The sequence below is a fragment of the Streptomyces sp. NPDC002467 genome (genome assembly GCF_042889825.1).
Lineage (GTDB): Bacteria > Actinomycetota > Actinomycetes > Streptomycetales > Streptomycetaceae > Streptomyces.
The window spans coordinates 241,960-255,254 of the sequence record NZ_JBIARJ010000004.1 but is presented as its reverse complement, the minus strand read 5'-3'; the positions used below and the strand labels follow the sequence as shown (position 1 = coordinate 255,254).

General features: G+C 72.9%; 14 protein-coding genes. 7 read left to right on the top strand and 7 right to left on the bottom strand.

Annotated features, from left to right (window positions below):
• Nucleotides 1-64: 64 nt before the first annotated feature.
• The gene (locus ACFYYJ_RS10845) at nt 65-580 is read right to left on the bottom strand and encodes an NUDIX hydrolase (protein WP_389130931.1); all 516 of its coding nucleotides are present in this window, start codon (nt 578-580) and stop codon (nt 65-67) included.
• A complete protein-coding gene (locus tag ACFYYJ_RS10840) occupies nt 577-1,200 on the bottom strand; it encodes a helix-turn-helix domain-containing protein (protein WP_385126684.1) in 624 nt (207 codons plus the stop codon). The genes ACFYYJ_RS10845 and ACFYYJ_RS10840 overlap by 4 nt, the downstream gene beginning before the upstream one ends.
• A gap of 66 nt (nt 1,201-1,266) precedes the next feature.
• On the opposite strand from ACFYYJ_RS10840, the gene ACFYYJ_RS10835 reads away from it, so the two are divergent.
• The gene (locus tag ACFYYJ_RS10835; RefSeq protein ID WP_389130926.1) at nt 1,267-2,250 is read left to right on the top strand and encodes an NAD(P)/FAD-dependent oxidoreductase; all 984 of its coding nucleotides are present in this window, start codon (nt 1,267-1,269) and stop codon (nt 2,248-2,250) included.
• Nucleotides 2,251-2,359: 109 nt separating this feature from the next.
• A complete protein-coding gene (locus ACFYYJ_RS10830; protein ID WP_389130924.1) occupies nt 2,360-3,742 on the top strand; it encodes an NAD(P)/FAD-dependent oxidoreductase in 1,383 nt (460 codons plus the stop codon).
• A 56-nt stretch (nt 3,743-3,798) separates the two neighbouring features.
• On the opposite strand, the gene ACFYYJ_RS10825 is transcribed toward ACFYYJ_RS10830, so the two are convergent.
• From ACFYYJ_RS10825 to ACFYYJ_RS10815, 3 genes are all read right to left on the bottom strand, one after another.
• Entirely contained in the window at nt 3,799-5,445 is a 1,647-nt protein-coding gene (locus ACFYYJ_RS10825; RefSeq protein ID WP_389130922.1) for a TROVE domain-containing protein, read from the bottom strand.
• A 330-nt stretch (nt 5,446-5,775) separates the two neighbouring features.
• Nucleotides 5,776-6,306: a hypothetical protein gene (locus ACFYYJ_RS10820; protein WP_385126691.1), complete on the bottom strand. Its 531-nt coding sequence runs from the start codon at nt 6,304-6,306 to the stop codon at nt 5,776-5,778.
• 173 nt (nt 6,307-6,479) lie between these two features.
• Nucleotides 6,480-7,562, bottom strand: coding sequence for an ATP-dependent DNA ligase (locus tag ACFYYJ_RS10815; protein ID WP_385126693.1), 1,083 nt, complete (start codon nt 7,560-7,562; stop codon nt 6,480-6,482).
• A gap of 75 nt (nt 7,563-7,637) precedes the next feature.
• Here ACFYYJ_RS10815 and ligD point away from each other — a divergent pair, with 75 nt between their 5' ends.
• From ligD to ACFYYJ_RS10800, 3 genes are all read left to right on the top strand, one after another.
• Nucleotides 7,638-8,657, top strand: a complete 1,020-nt coding sequence (gene ligD, locus ACFYYJ_RS10810) for a non-homologous end-joining DNA ligase (protein ID WP_385126695.1) — start codon at nt 7,638-7,640, stop codon at nt 8,655-8,657.
• A gap of 188 nt (nt 8,658-8,845) precedes the next feature.
• Nucleotides 8,846-9,757 carry an EF-hand domain-containing protein gene (locus ACFYYJ_RS10805; RefSeq protein ID WP_389130919.1) on the top strand — a complete coding sequence of 304 codons (912 nt, stop codon included), beginning with the start codon at nt 8,846-8,848 and terminating at the stop codon, nt 9,755-9,757.
• A 301-nt stretch (nt 9,758-10,058) separates the two neighbouring features.
• On the top strand, nt 10,059-11,021 hold the full coding sequence (locus tag ACFYYJ_RS10800) for an alpha/beta hydrolase (protein ID WP_389130916.1): 963 nt from the start codon (nt 10,059-10,061) through the stop codon (nt 11,019-11,021).
• On the opposite strand, the gene ACFYYJ_RS10795 is transcribed toward ACFYYJ_RS10800, so the two are convergent.
• A complete protein-coding gene (locus ACFYYJ_RS10795) occupies nt 11,009-11,719 on the bottom strand; it encodes a TetR/AcrR family transcriptional regulator (RefSeq protein ID WP_389130913.1) in 711 nt (236 codons plus the stop codon). The two genes, ACFYYJ_RS10800 and ACFYYJ_RS10795, sit on opposite strands and share 13 nt — an antisense overlap.
• Before the next feature lie 163 nt (nt 11,720-11,882).
• On the opposite strand from ACFYYJ_RS10795, the gene ACFYYJ_RS10790 reads away from it, so the two are divergent.
• Complete coding sequence (locus ACFYYJ_RS10790; RefSeq protein ID WP_389130911.1) at nt 11,883-12,677, top strand: VOC family protein; 795 nt, start codon at nt 11,883-11,885, stop codon at nt 12,675-12,677.
• Nucleotides 12,678-12,740: 63 nt separating this feature from the next.
• Nucleotides 12,741-13,001 carry a WhiB family transcriptional regulator gene (locus tag ACFYYJ_RS10785; RefSeq protein ID WP_385126757.1) on the top strand — a complete coding sequence of 87 codons (261 nt, stop codon included), beginning with the start codon at nt 12,741-12,743 and terminating at the stop codon, nt 12,999-13,001.
• Here the strand turns inward: ACFYYJ_RS10785 and ACFYYJ_RS10780 are convergent, their stop codons facing one another.
• The gene (locus tag ACFYYJ_RS10780; protein ID WP_389130909.1) at nt 13,002-13,238 is read right to left on the bottom strand and encodes a hypothetical protein; all 237 of its coding nucleotides are present in this window, start codon (nt 13,236-13,238) and stop codon (nt 13,002-13,004) included.
• Nucleotides 13,239-13,295: the final 57 nt, after the last annotated feature.

The following is a 13,295-nucleotide window of genomic DNA, read 5'->3' as shown; positions in this document are numbered from 1 at the left end:
CGGCGGCCGGCGGCGGGCAGGGTCGGCGGGCGCAGTCGGTGCGCCGGGTGGTGGACCGGCGGGGTCAGCCGGCCTCGTCCACCGCGGCGAGCGGATAGTCGTACGAGGGCGGGTGCGGCAGCGCTTCCAGGTCCGGGCGCCAGGTGCGGAGCACGCCCGCCGACGGCGCGTAGAGGGCGGCGGGGATCGACTCCGGGGCGAACCACTCCCACCGGACGATCTTGTGCGGTTCCGTCACGGCGGGCACGCCCGTCGCCGTGGTGGTGACGGCGGCCGCGGTCAGCCGGGTCACCCCCGACTTCGCGTCGATCCGGACGCCGAGCACACGGATCCCCTCGGGCTCGGCGCGCAGGTCCGTCTCCTCGGCCAGCTCCCGGGCGGCCGCCTGCTCGAAGCCCTCCCCGGGGTCGACCTTGCCGCCGGGCAGCTCCCAGCGGCCGTCGTGCGCCTGGCCCAGCAGTACTCGGCCGTCCGGGTCCACGACCACGAGCCCGACGCCGACGACGCCGTTGGGCCGGGGCGCGGCGCGCTCGGGGCGTTCGGGCTGCTCGGGGTGCCGGTCGGTGGCGGCGCTGTTCATCGGCGTCCTTCCGGTGGTGTGGTGGGCCGGGCCCGCACGTGCATCCTCTCGCCCTGCGGGCCGAAGAGGCTCAGGAACTCGGCGGGACGCGGCCCCGCGTTGAAGAAGGCGTGGGGCGTGCGCGTGTCGAACTCGGCGGCCTCCCCGGGGCCGAGGACCAGGTCGTGCTCGCCGAGCAGCAGCCGTACCTGCCCGGACAGCACGTACAGCCACTCGTAGCCCTCGTGGACCTGCAGCTCGGGCTCGGGATCGGCCGTCGCGCCCCCCGAGGGCGGCAGGATCGTCTTGTACGCGTGCAGACCGCCGAAATCGCGGGTCAGCGGCACATAGGTCCGGCCGTGCCGGACGAACGGCCGCGGCCGGATCCGGGGGTCCCCGGTCTCCGGGGCGCCGACCAGCTCGTCGAGTGCGACCCGGTGCGCGCGGGCGAGCGGGAGCAGCAGCTCCAGCGTCGGCCGGCGCTGCCCCGACTCCAGCCGGGAGAGCGTCGAAAGCGAGATCCCAGTGGCCTCGCTGAGCTGCGCCAGCGTGGTGCCGCGCTGTTGGCGCAGGGCGCGCAGCCGCGGTCCCACGGCGGTCAGCACGCCGGCGAGTTCCTCGTCCTGTTCCTCGGTGGCCATGTTTCCATTTGCCACTTCGGCAAGGACATTTGTCAAATGTGGAAGGCCGGACGGACGCTCACCGGCATGGACGACACAGAGGGAACGATGGACGACTCGTACGACGTGGTGGTCGTGGGCGGCGGAGCCGCCGGGCTCGCCGGGGCCCTGACCCTGGTCCGGGCCCGCCGCTCGGTCCTCGTCATCGACTCGGGCAGCCCGCGCAACGCCCCCGCCGCGCACATGCACGGATACCTCGGCCACGACGGGCGGAGCCCCGCCGAGCTGCTGGAACGGGGCCGGGCGGAGGTGACCGGCTACGGCGGGCTGATCCGGCGGGGCACGGTCATCGCCGCGGACCCGCTGCCCGGCGGCGGATTCCTGGTGCGCTGCGGCGACGGGTCCACCGTCCGGGCGCGGCGGCTGCTGGTCACCACCGGGCTGGTGGACGAGCTGCCCGCGGTGCCGGGGCTCGCGGAGCGCTGGGGGCGGGACGTGCTGCACTGCCCGTACTGCCACGGCTGGGAGGTCCGGGACGAGCGGGTCGCGGTGCTGGCCACGGGGCCCGTATCCGTGCACCAGGCGCAGATGTGGCGGCAGTGGACCGATCGTACGACCCTGCTCGCGCACACCTGTGAGCTCACCGAGGAGGACCGCGAGCTCCTGGCGGCCCTCGGGGTCGCGGTGGTCGAGGGTGAGGTGACCGGCCTCGCGGTCGGCGCGGACGACCGGCTGACCGGGGTGACCCTGGCGGGCGGGGGCGCGGTCGAGTGCCGGGCGCTGGTGGTGGCCCCGCGGTTCACCGCCCGCTCCGGGGTGCTGACCGGCCTGGGCCTGCCGACGACCGCCCTGGAGCGGGCCGGCCGGGTGATCGGCACGTGCGTGGAGTCGAACGCGGCGACCGGGGCCACCGCACTGGCCGGTGTCTGGGCGGCGGGCAACGTGACGGCGCCCATGGCGCAGGTCGCGGGCGCCGCCGCGCAGGGCGTACAGGCGGCCGTCGCCATCAACGCGGACCTGATCGAGGAACAGGGCCGCCGGGCCGTGGAGGCGTACCGGGCGGCGGGCTGAGCGGGCGGGCGTCCGGCCATCGGACGACTGTGCGAGTTTCGGCCAGGGCCGGTCCGCGCAGGCTCTGGGCGGTCTGATCGTCGTACCGTTCTTCGGCTCAGGGGGCGCAATGGCACATGTGCTGGTCATCGGCGGAGGCATCGGAGGCCTGGCCACCGCCCTGCTCGCGGCACGGCACGGGCACACCGCCGAACTGTTCGAGCGCGACGCCCGCGCCCCGGGCACCGCGCTCGACCGCGACTTCTTCGGCTGGCACCGCCCGTCCGTACCGCAGGCGAGCCAGCCGCACGCCCTGCTCGGCGCCGCTCGGGGCGTCCTGCGCGAGGAACTGCCCGACGTGTACGAGGAGATGCTCCGGCTCGGCGCGCGCGAGCGGCACGAGTTGGACTGGTTCGACGTGCGTCCCCCCGAGCGCCCCGGCGACGAGGACATCGTCATGATCCAGGCCCGCCGGATCCTGCTGGAGAGCGCACTGGCCACGGCCCTGCGCGGGGAGGCGGGCGTGGTCTCGCGGTACGGGCAGCCGGTCACCGGGCTGACCACGGTCCCGGGGATCAGGGTGACGGGGGTGACGACCGGCGAGGGGAGCCACGAGGGGGACCTCGTGGTGGACGCGGGTGGTCGTAGGGGCGGCACCGAGCGCTGGCTGGCCGCGGCCGGCTGCCGCCCGGCCGCCGTGGAACGGCACCGCACCGGACTGGCCTACTTCTGCCGCTGGTACCGGCTGCCCGAGGGCATGGAAGAGGGGCCGCGCCGGCCCTGGGCGGTCACCGGCGGGGCCTTCGCGGGGTGCGCCGTCTTCCCCGCCGACAACCGGGTGTTCGCCATCACGCTGTTCGTGCACACCACCGACACCACGCGCTCGGCGCTGCGCGATCCGGCGGTCTTCGAGGCCGCGGCCCGTTCCTTCGCGCCCGGCGAGGCCTGGCTGGCACTGGGCGCGCGGCCGTTGTCGGACGTACTGGCCACCGCGAGCCTGGACAACCGGTGGAGCCCGCAGGCCGACGAGCGGGGTCCGGTGGTGAGCGGACTCGTGCCGGTGGGCGACGCGATCACGCACACCAACCCGACGCTCGGGCAGGGCGCTTCGCTCGCGCTGTGGGCGGCGCGCCGAGTGGCCCGTACCGCGCACCAGGACCCGGGGTCGGAGCGGTACGCCGCCGACCACCACGACTGGGCGGTGCGCACCCTGAAGCCCTGGTTCGACTTCCAGGTGGTCGCGGACGCGGCCATCGGGGAGCGGTTCGCGACCCGGGCCGTGCGCTCGGGGCCGCCACGGGAGGTGGCGGCACTGTTCGAGTGCGCGCTGGAGGACCCGGAGGTGATGCGGGCCCGGGCGAGGGTGCGGCACCTCGCGGAGCCCCCGGAGCGCGCGTACGCGGATCCGGAGATCAGGGCCCGGGTGGCGCGCTGGCTGGAGGCACGGCCGGACTACGCGCCGAAGCCGTCGGGGCCGGACCGGGGGGAGTGGGAGAAGCTGACGAGGGGCTGAGCGGGGTCGGGTCCGGTCCGGGCCGGCGCGGCCCAGGCCGGGCCGCGGCGCTCGGATCAGGCGCTCGCGGTGGTTCCGGCGGTCCCGGTGGTCCCGGCGGTCCCGGTGGTTCCGGTGGTCCACGGCCAAGTGGCTCCGTGGCGGGCCTCGACGAAGCCGACCATCCGGAACGCGGCGTCGGTGAGGCCGCCGAAGGTGTGCCGGTGCGGGCCGGCGGGGCCGTGGGCGGGCCGGTAGCCCGCGAGGTTCCACGTGTAGACCGGAACATCGGCCGGGACCGGGTCGGCCGGCCTGTCGCGGCGGTTGGTCGCGGCCTGCTCGTCGGTGACGATCAGGATCCGGTCGTGTTCCCGGTAGTGCTTCCGCACCGCCGTCGTGGTCTCCGTGCCGCCGAGACTGTGGAACCGTTTCAGCACGTCGAGCACCGGCTCGCCCCGCTCGAACGGCACCGTCCGGCTGCCCCAGCCGAACTCCACCAGATCCGCCTGCTCCGCACGCATGGCCAGCGCCGTGCCGAACACGGCCGCAGCGTCCGCCCGGGTCAGCTTGGACCGCTCGGAGACGGTGTCCCAGAACATGGAGTCCGACCGGTCCACGAGGATCAGGGTCCGGCCGGGCAGCGACGGCACGTTGGCCAGGGAGTGGCCCAGCGCCCGTTCCAGCGCGGCTGCCCAGCGCTGAGACGGCGCGTGCTGGTGCGCGGCCAGGTAGCGAAAGGGGAACTGGCGCGACCGGGCGACCTCGGAGGCGTCCGAAAGCCGGGCGGCGACGAGGGCGGCGACGTCGTCCGAGACCCCCGCCTCGTCGAAGTTCCGCAGGTTCCGCAGGAGCGCCATCGGCCCCATCGCGGGGATCACGGTCTCCCAGACGGCGGCGTCCATCGGCCCGTGGAGCCAGCCCGCCAAGGCCTCCCACGTCATGCCCGCCGCGGCCAGGCGCTCGGAGCCGTCCGGCCCGGTCACCACCGCGCGCCGCTCGTCGGCGGCCGACTCCATCAGAGCCCGGTGGGCGGTCAGCAGGCGGTCGGAGGCAGGCGGAACCGCCGTCTGCGGATGGTGGCGGCGGTCCAGGGCGTACCGGAAGAGCGCGCCCTGCCAGGGCTTGTCCGGATCGGGGGAGGCGTGCACCAGGTTGAGCACGTCGCCGAAGCGGAAGTGCCTGGACGCCGTGTCGTACTTCAGCAGGGACCGGGCCGTGTACAGCCGGCGGACGCCGTCGGCGATGCCCCGCTTCACGGGTGTCGGCACCTTCCGCCCGTAGGTCGAGAACCAGTGGGCGAGCAGTTCGCCGGGCTCGTCGGCGCGCTGGAGCACCGAGTCGATCACGGACCGGTTGGACGGCCCCTCGGACGCCCCCGCGTCGAGCCGGGCCCGCACGTACACGGCGGCGCCCACCAGGGAGGCGGTGCGCATGTTGCCCTCGCCGCGGAGCCAGCGGAGCAGGCCGGCCGTCCACACCGGGTCCTGGACGGCGAGTTCGGCGACGAGGCGGGAGTACCGGTCGTCCCGCTCCTCACCGCTCTCGTAGAAGGTCCGCTGGGTGACGAAGTTGCCGACGGCCAGGAGGAAGAGTTCCTCGCGGGGCTCCCGGACGAAGGCCGGGCCGCCCGCGTAGGTGCGGGTCTTCGCCCCGGCGGGCCGGTGGTGGAACTGTGGCGGGGGCAGGGAGCGGGCGGCCGCCGAGACGTGCGGGGCCACGAGCATCTCGGACCAGACCTTGGAGACGCGCGGGGTGTGACGAGGCAGTGAATCCCCCCGGATTCAAAGGATGGGACGCCCCGGACGAAGCGTTCGACGGGGCGAAGGCGCGCCCGCGCCTGCCGAGATCAAAAGGGGCGGCGGCGTCACTTGGTTGTTGTCAGAAGGAAGTAGCCGCAGCCGGGCGCATCGGAGGCGCGGTCGCGATGCGAACCTACAAGGCCACCGGACCGCACACCACCGATTAAAGCGCGGGCCCGCGGGTCGACCTGCTCGAATACGGACCCGCTCGCGGCTCGACCCGCTCGCGGCGGGCCGAGCCGCTGGTACGTCGGCTCAGTGGAACAGCACGGACGCGTCCCCGGACGCAGTGGTGACCGAGCCCGGGCACAGGAAGCTGCCCGAGGTCTTGGTGGCGGTGAAGGCCCGGTTGACGTACTTCCGGGTCGTCCCGTCGCGGTCCCACACGATGTTCGTCGCCTTGTAGCGGCAGGAGATGAAGCTCTGCCTGCCGGTGATGTCGATCAGATCGGTCCGCGCCGTGCCGGCGGCGTCGTCGAACGTGAAGGCGGGGTTGTTGTTGAGGGTGGCGGCGATGCCGCCGCCGCAGGCCAGATTTCCTCCCGGCGCGTTGATGGTGCCGCGGTCGATGGTGAGGGCGGCCGGGGCGGCCGCGCTGGTGCTCGCGTTGGTCCAGGTGCAGGTGCTGCCGGCGACCACGATGACGCCGTCGGCCTTCAGATCGGCGGCCGAACCCTGTGCGAGGGCGGTGCCGGTGCCGGCGAAGGCCGCCGCGACCGCCAGCATCGCGATCCCGGCCGTTCCGGTGATGCGCGATAAGCGGGTCCGGTGCGTGAAGTGCCTCATGATGCGCTCCTCCATGCCGTACTGGTGGGGGTGGGCGAGGCGCTGGGCCTCTCAGAGGGTGCGGAGTGCGTGCCGGGAGCGTCCCACAGCCACCATGAACTGTCAGGAGCATGTCAGGCATTCGCGCGGGATTGGCTGGAATTACCACCCGGTAGGGAGTGAGGGGCGAGGCCCTAGGCGGGCGCCGGGTCCGGACCGAGTCCGAGCACCTCCGCCAGGTCGTAGCCGACGACTTCCTCCAACTGGGCGTATGTACAGCTCTCCGGCGCCCGGTCGGGACGCCACCGGCGGAACTGGGCCGTGTGTCGGAAGCGGTCCCCCTCCATGTGGTCGTACGCCACCTCGACGACCCGCTCCGGGCGAAGCGGCACCCAGGACAGGTCCTTCTTGCCGGTCCAGCGGCTCGTCGCGCCGGGCAGGCGGGCGCTCTCGTGCGCGGACTCCTCGGCCCAGGCGGCCCAGGGGTGACCGGTCGGGTCCGCCGGCCGCAGGGGTTCCAGCTCCTCCACCAGTTCGGCGCGGCGCTTCATCGAGAAGGCCGCGCACACGCCCACGTGCTGGAGCGCGCCATGGCCGTCGTACAACCCCAACAGCAGCGATCCGACAATCGGACCGCTCTTGTGGAAACGGAAACCCGCGACGACGGCGTCGGCGGTACGTTCGTGCTTGATCTTGAACATGAGGCGGGCATCGGGCCGGTAGGGGAGATCGAGCGGTTTGGCGATCACCCCGTCGAGCCCGGCGCCTTCGAACCGCTCGAACCACTCCTGCGCGAGCGCGGGGTCGGTGGTCGCGGGCGCGAGATGGACGGGGGGCCGGGCGGTGGAGAGGGAAGAGACGAGCGCGGCACGGCGCTCGGTGAGCGGGGTGTCGAGGAGCGCCTCGTCGCCGAGGGCGAGCAGGTCGAAGGCGACGAACGCGGCGGGGGTCGTCTCGGCGAGCAGTTTCACGCGGGAGGCGGCGGGATGGATCCGCTCGGTCAGCCGGTCGAAGTCGAGCCGCCCTCCCTGGATGATCACGATCTCGCCGTCCATCACGCACCGGTCGGGCAGATTGCTCTTCAGGGCCGCCGCCAGCTCCGGGAAATACCTCGTCAGGGACTTGCCCGTCCGGCTGCCGATCTCGATCTCGTCGCCGTCGCGATGGACGATCGCCCTGAAGCCGTCCCACTTGGCCTCGTACTGCATGCCGGGCGGGATCCGGGCCACGGACTTGGCGAGCATCGGTTTCACAGGGGGCATCACCGGCAGATCCATGCTGTCGATTCTGCGACGTTACGTCCGGCCCCGCCCGGTATGCGCGACCGGCCGGGCCCGCCTAACGTGGCCCACATGGGTGCTGCCGGTAACGCGATCGAGCTGGAGGCGGGCGGCCGTACGGTCCGCCTGTCCAACCCGGACAAGGTGTACTTCCCGGAGCGGGGCCTCACCAAGAGGAACGTGGCCGAGTACTACCTGTCGGTCGCGCAGGGCATCACACGCGCCCTGCGCGACAGGCCCACGACCCTGGAGCGCTATCCGGACGGAGTGGAGGGGGAGTCCTTCTTCCAGAAGCGAGCCCCCAAGAACCTGCCCGACTGGATCCCCACCGCTCACATCGCCTTCCCCAGCGGCCGCACGGCGGACGAGATCTGCCCCACCGAGCCCGCGGCCGTCCTGTGGGCCGCCAACCTGGGCTGCCTCACCTTCCACCCGTGGCCGGTGCGGCGCGAGGACACCGACCGCCCCGACGAACTGCGCATCGACCTCGACCCGCAGCCGGGCACCGACTACCACCACGCGGTGGCGGCGGCCCACGAACTGCGGGCCCTGCTGGACGAACTGGGCCTGCGCGGCTGGCCCAAGACCTCCGGCGGCCGCGGCCTGCACGTGTTCGTCCCCATCGCCCCGCGCTGGACCTTCACCGAGGTCCGTCGCTGCGCGATCGCCATCGGCCGGGAGCTGGAGCGCCGGATGCCGGGCAAGGTCACGACGGCGTGGTGGAAGGAGGAGCGCGGCGAGCGGATCTTCTTCGACTACAACCAGACGGCCCGCGACCGCACGATCGCCTCCGCCTACTCCGTCCGCCCCCGCCCGCACGCCCCGGTGTCCGCGCCGCTGCGCTGGGACGAAGTGGACGACGTGGAGCCGCGCGACTTCGACATCGTGACGATGCCGGCCCGCTTCGCCGAAGTGGGCGACCTGCACGCGGAGATGGACGACCACGCCTTCACGCTGGACGCCGCACTGGAGCTCGCCTCCCGCGACGAACACGAACACGGCCTGGGCGACATGCCGTACCCGCCGGACTACCCGAAGATGCCGGGCGAACCCAAGCGCGTCCAGCCGAGCCGCGCCAAACACGAGTCCTGACGGCGCCGCACACCGACGCCTCCGGGCTTCGGCCGCGGGCCGTCGGTCCGCGGTGCCGGTCAACCCACCGCCGCTTCCGTGCCGCCAACGGGTGCGGTCTGACCGGCGGTCCGTGTCGGGCAGCCGGCCGGGAGCGGGCTTGGCCCATGGTGCTGAGATCCATTCGTATCGCTTGGGCGGACTCGGCAGTGACCAGTGACGTGATCAGCCGTAAGTGCGACCGCACGTTCGACATGCTCGACGCGGACGGCAACGGGGTGCTGGAGGAGACGGACTTCATCGGTCTCGCCGAGAAGATCGCGCCGGCCACGGGTGTGGCCGACGGTTCGGCCAAGGAGGAGGCGCTGCCGCGGGAATGGCGACGCTGCTGGGCCCTTCTTCTGGAGCAGGCCGACGCCGATGGGGACGGGCGGATCAGCCGCGAGGAGTGCCACGCGGCGATGTCGCGGGCCTACGGCGCCCGGGCGTCGTTGGAGCGCAACCTGCGTTCCGGGTTCGAGGCCGAGTTCGCGGCCATCGACGCCGACGACGACGGTCTGGCGACGGTGGAACGGATGGCGACGTTCCTCGTCGCGTGGGGCCTGGAGCCGGCCAAGGCGATGGCCGCGGCGACGAGGCTCGACCGGGACGGGGACAGGATGGTCGCCCTCCGGGATCCCGCACAGCGTCGTGAACACCGTGGCGGACAAGGGCCGGGCCAGATCGCCCATCAGGTCGGCACGGCGGGAGGGGATGGCGGCGAAGGCCACCACCGCCGCCTCCGTCTGCTCGCGCAACACCCCTTCGAGGGCCGCGACCCGGCGTGGCGTGTACGGCCACGCCGCGATCGCGCCGGCGCGCAGCCGTGCGTGGTCGGGAGGGTCCGTGGTGGAGGCCACCGGTACACCGCCGCCCTCCTCCAGGGCTCGTACGACGTCCGGTGCCAGGGGCCACATCGGTTCCGGCGTCCCGGCGTTGCCGAAGGTGGTCGCGTCCCGCAGCACGCGGTCGACGTCCGCGTAACGGGACACCACCCACAGCCCCAACTCCGGGTCGAAGCAGGCCGGGTGCTCGGCCCGCAGCCACCGGTACAGCGCGTACGGGTCACGAGCCCCGCGTAAACCGGTGGCCACCGCCGCCGGGCAGACACCCAAGGGAGAGCGGTTCAGGCTGTTCATCGCCTGGACCCTACCGGCCCGTTCTCCCGCGACAACGGCAACGAACGACACGGCGCCCGTCCGAGGGGTGACGCTCCGGCAGCCGTCTCACTCACTAACAACACGAACGATCGTGCTAATATCTCCTCGTCATCCTGCCCCGCCCTGCACTGCTTCTGCCCTGCTTCTGCCCTGCTTCTGCCATCCGGCCCTGCCCTCGCCGGCCGGCCATCCCGCGGAGATCCGGAGAATCGACATGCATCCCATGGCTTCACTCCTGAGCACCACCCTCGACGTCGGCGCGCGTCTGGCCCCGGGCCTTGCCGGACCGCGCGTCTTCGCGTTGTTCGTCCGTCCGCTGGGCCGCGCACGGCTGCGGCCCGACGAGGCGGAGGTGATGGCGCGGGCCGAGACCGGGCGGCTGCTCGTACGGGGCGTACCCGTCACCACGTACCGCTGGGGGGACGGGGAGCGGCCCGTCCTCGTGGTGCACGGCTGGTCCTCGCGCGCCTCGCGGTTCGCCGGCTTCATCGAGGCGCTTCGGGCCCAGGGCCGCACCGTGATCGCCTTCGATTCCCCGGGACACGGGGAATCCGGCGGCCGGGCCGCCACGGTCCGCGACTACCGCGAGATCATCCGCCTGCTGCACGCCGAGCACGGGGACTTCTCGGCCGTCCTCGCCCACTCGATCGGCGTCCTCTCCAGCCTCTTCACCCTGCGGGACTCGGTCCGCGCGGACCGGGTGGTCGCCATCGGGGGAATCGCCGATTTCGGCTACCTCCTGGAGCAGTTCCGCGCCCGGCTGGGCGTGGGCGACGCGGTCGAGAAGGTTCTGCGCCGCCACGTCGAGACGCGTCTCTTCCCCGGCGAAGCCGACATCTGGCAGCGGCTCGACGCCCGTTGGCGGCCGGCGGACGTCCCGGTGCCGATGCTCCTCCTCCACGACACGGACGACGACACCGCGACCCCGGCCCAGTCCCGCGCCATCGCGGCCGCTCACGGCGACCGGGCCCGCCTGATCGAGACCGGCGGCCTCGGTCACCGCCGCATACTCGCCGACCCCGAAGTCATCGCGGCCGCCGCTCGGTTCATCACCACCCCGTACGTCCCCGAGGAAGGTCCCATCAAGAACCCGGAGGCCGGACTCTCCCGAGGCGGCGACCGGGGCCGGACCGACCAGGCGGTCGCGGGTTGGTCCAGCCCCGTTCGCCCGGGTCAGCCGGCCTGACCGACGGCGGAACCGGCACCCGAACCGACGGACGTACCGGCACCCGGGCCGATCGCGGGGGGCCGCTCCGGAAGCTCCTCCGGGACGGCCGCCGCCGCCCGCAGCCGGCCGAGGATCCCCCGGCCGGCACGTTCGTAAGCGAGCGGGTCCTCGTGCAGTACGGAATGGGCGTTGGCCAGCTCCATCATCGCGATCGCCTCGAACGCGAGCTGCGGCACGTCCGCCGGGTCGAAGCCCTTCCGGAACCCGCCCGCCTGCCGGGCCTCGTCCAGGAGCCGCTCGATGTAACGCGTCCAGTCGGACCGCGCCTTGGCGATCTCGTCGCGCACGGGGCCCGGGCGCGAGTCGAACTCCGCGGAGACCGAGTAGAAGAAGCACCCTCCGGGGAAGACCCGGCGCCCGGAGTAGCCGAGCCACAGCTCGCACACCCGCCACACCTTGGCGAGACCGGCCGGGTCCGCGCGCACGGGCCGGACTACCTGCTCGACGAACACGTCCACGGCGGCGCGGACGGTGGCGAGCTGCAGGTCCTCCTTGGAACCGAAGAGGGCGAAGACACCGCTCTTGCTCAGACCGAGATCCGCGGCGATCTTCCCCAGGGACAGGCCCTCCAGACCGTCGACGGAGGCGATGCTCATCGTCCGGTCGAGGACGGTGCGCCGCGTCTGATTGCCTCGTTCCACGCGTCCGTCAGCCATGCCGCCATCTTACCGAACGCACGGTCGTTCACTCTGTGGGATCGGGCGGGGCCCACTGTCAGTGGGGGATGCCATGCTCGAAGGGAGAGGACGGGGAGAGGAACGGGAGAGGACACGGCAACGAGCGTCGCAGGCGCGGTAGCGACCGGAAGGAGTGCTGACCATGCTCACCACGGACTACAAAGACGGCTCCCCGAACTGGGTGGACCTCGGGACGCCGGACCTCGACGCCACCGCCGGGTTCTACGGGGATCTCCTCGGCTGGGACTTCCGGGCGGGCGGCGAGGAGACCGGCGGCTACGGCATGTTCCACCTCGGCGGCAAGACGGTGGCGGGTGGCATGACGGTCCCGGCGGACAAGGGCCCGTCCGCCTGGCAGGTGTACTTCCAGACTTCCGACACCGACGCGACGGCGGCGGCCGTGACCGAGGCGGGCGGCACGGTCACCGTCGAGCCGATGGACGTCATGGACGCCGGCCGCATGGCGGTCTTCGCCGACCCGGAGGGCGTGGGCTTCGGCGTGTGGCAGCCGAGGGGGCACGCTGGCCTGGGCGCGGTGACGGAGCCGGGCTCCCTGTGCTGGACGGAGCTGTACACGGGTGACGTGGCCGCGGCGGCCCGGTTCTACGGCGCGGTGCTGGGGTGGGAGATCCGCGAAATGCCGTACGAGGGCGGCACGTACACGGTGGCCGGACCGGCCGGCGGTACGGACGAGGAGTCCTTCGCGGGGCTCGTCCCGATCTCGGTGGACCCGGTCGAGGACGCCGAACAACCGTACTGGTCCCTGTACTTCGAGGTCGCCGACTGTGACGCGACGGCCGCGAAGGCGGAGGAGTCGGGCGGCAAGGTGCGGCTCACTCCGGTCTTCATGGAGGGGGTCGGTCGTTTCGCGAAGCTGGCGGATCCGTTCGGGGCTCGGTTCGCGGTCATAGCCAGTGCGCCGGCGTCCGGTCCGTGACGTGTTGTTGATCAGGCGTTGATCGGACGTCCATCGAGGGCGGTGAGTATCACCGGCATGTCGATGAACACCACCGCTACCACCGCCACGTCCGCTTCGGCCACCGCTGACACCGCCTGGTACGACCTCGCCCTCTGCGCCCAGACGGGCCCGGGCTTCTTCTTCCCGGAACCCGGCTCGTCACTGCGCGACGCGAAGCGGCTGTGCGGGGCGTGCGAGGGGCGGGTGGCGTGCCTGGAGTACGCCCTGGCGAACGACGAGCGCTTCGGCGTCTGGGGCGGGCTGTCGGAAGCGGAACGCCTGGCGCTGAGGCCGCGCCGCTGATCAGGTACGGGTGCCCTTGCCGCTGGCCCGCACCAGCCCGACCCGCAACGCGAGCTCGAACCCCTCACCTCCCCGTTCCTCCCGGCGGGGCACGTGAGCGACGACCCGCACGGGGTAGTGGCCGCCGACGGGCGAGACCACTCCGCCGAAGCGGGGGTCCCCGGCGAACCAGATCCGGTCCGGGTGGTCGTTGCCCACATCGGGGAGCTCGACCGGAAGCGGGATGATCCGGAACATGGCCGTGTAGTCCTCACGGAATGGGATGGCGATCGTCGCAGGACTCCCCGGCGGGCG

Excerpts from the sequence above, each read along its gene's own strand:
- ACFYYJ_RS10820 (WP_385126691.1), bottom strand. The coding sequence starts at position 6,306 with ATGAGGCACTTCACGCACCGGACCCGCTTATCGCGCATCACCGGAACG.
- ACFYYJ_RS10785 (WP_385126757.1), top strand. The coding sequence starts at position 12,741 with ATGAACACCACCGCTACCACCGCCACGTCCGCTTCGGCCACCGCTGAC.
- ACFYYJ_RS10835 (WP_389130926.1), top strand. The coding sequence starts at position 1,267 with ATGGACGACACAGAGGGAACGATGGACGACTCGTACGACGTGGTGGTC.
- ACFYYJ_RS10790 (WP_389130911.1), top strand. The coding sequence starts at position 11,883 with ATGCTCACCACGGACTACAAAGACGGCTCCCCGAACTGGGTGGACCTC.
- ACFYYJ_RS10825 (WP_389130922.1), bottom strand. The coding sequence starts at position 5,445 with ATGCTCGTGGCCCCGCACGTCTCGGCGGCCGCCCGCTCCCTGCCCCCG.
- ACFYYJ_RS10845 (WP_389130931.1), bottom strand. The coding sequence starts at position 580 with ATGAACAGCGCCGCCACCGACCGGCACCCCGAGCAGCCCGAACGCCCC.
- ACFYYJ_RS10780 (WP_389130909.1), bottom strand. The coding sequence starts at position 13,238 with ATGTTCCGGATCATCCCGCTTCCGGTCGAGCTCCCCGATGTGGGCAAC.
- ACFYYJ_RS10830 (WP_389130924.1), top strand. The coding sequence starts at position 2,360 with ATGGCACATGTGCTGGTCATCGGCGGAGGCATCGGAGGCCTGGCCACC.
- ligD (WP_385126695.1), top strand. The coding sequence starts at position 7,638 with ATGGGTGCTGCCGGTAACGCGATCGAGCTGGAGGCGGGCGGCCGTACG.
- ACFYYJ_RS10795 (WP_389130913.1), bottom strand. The coding sequence starts at position 11,719 with ATGGCTGACGGACGCGTGGAACGAGGCAATCAGACGCGGCGCACCGTC.
- ACFYYJ_RS10800 (WP_389130916.1), top strand. The coding sequence starts at position 10,059 with ATGGCTTCACTCCTGAGCACCACCCTCGACGTCGGCGCGCGTCTGGCC.
- ACFYYJ_RS10815 (WP_385126693.1), bottom strand. The coding sequence starts at position 7,562 with ATGGATCTGCCGGTGATGCCCCCTGTGAAACCGATGCTCGCCAAGTCC.
- ACFYYJ_RS10840 (WP_385126684.1), bottom strand. The coding sequence starts at position 1,200 with ATGGCCACCGAGGAACAGGACGAGGAACTCGCCGGCGTGCTGACCGCC.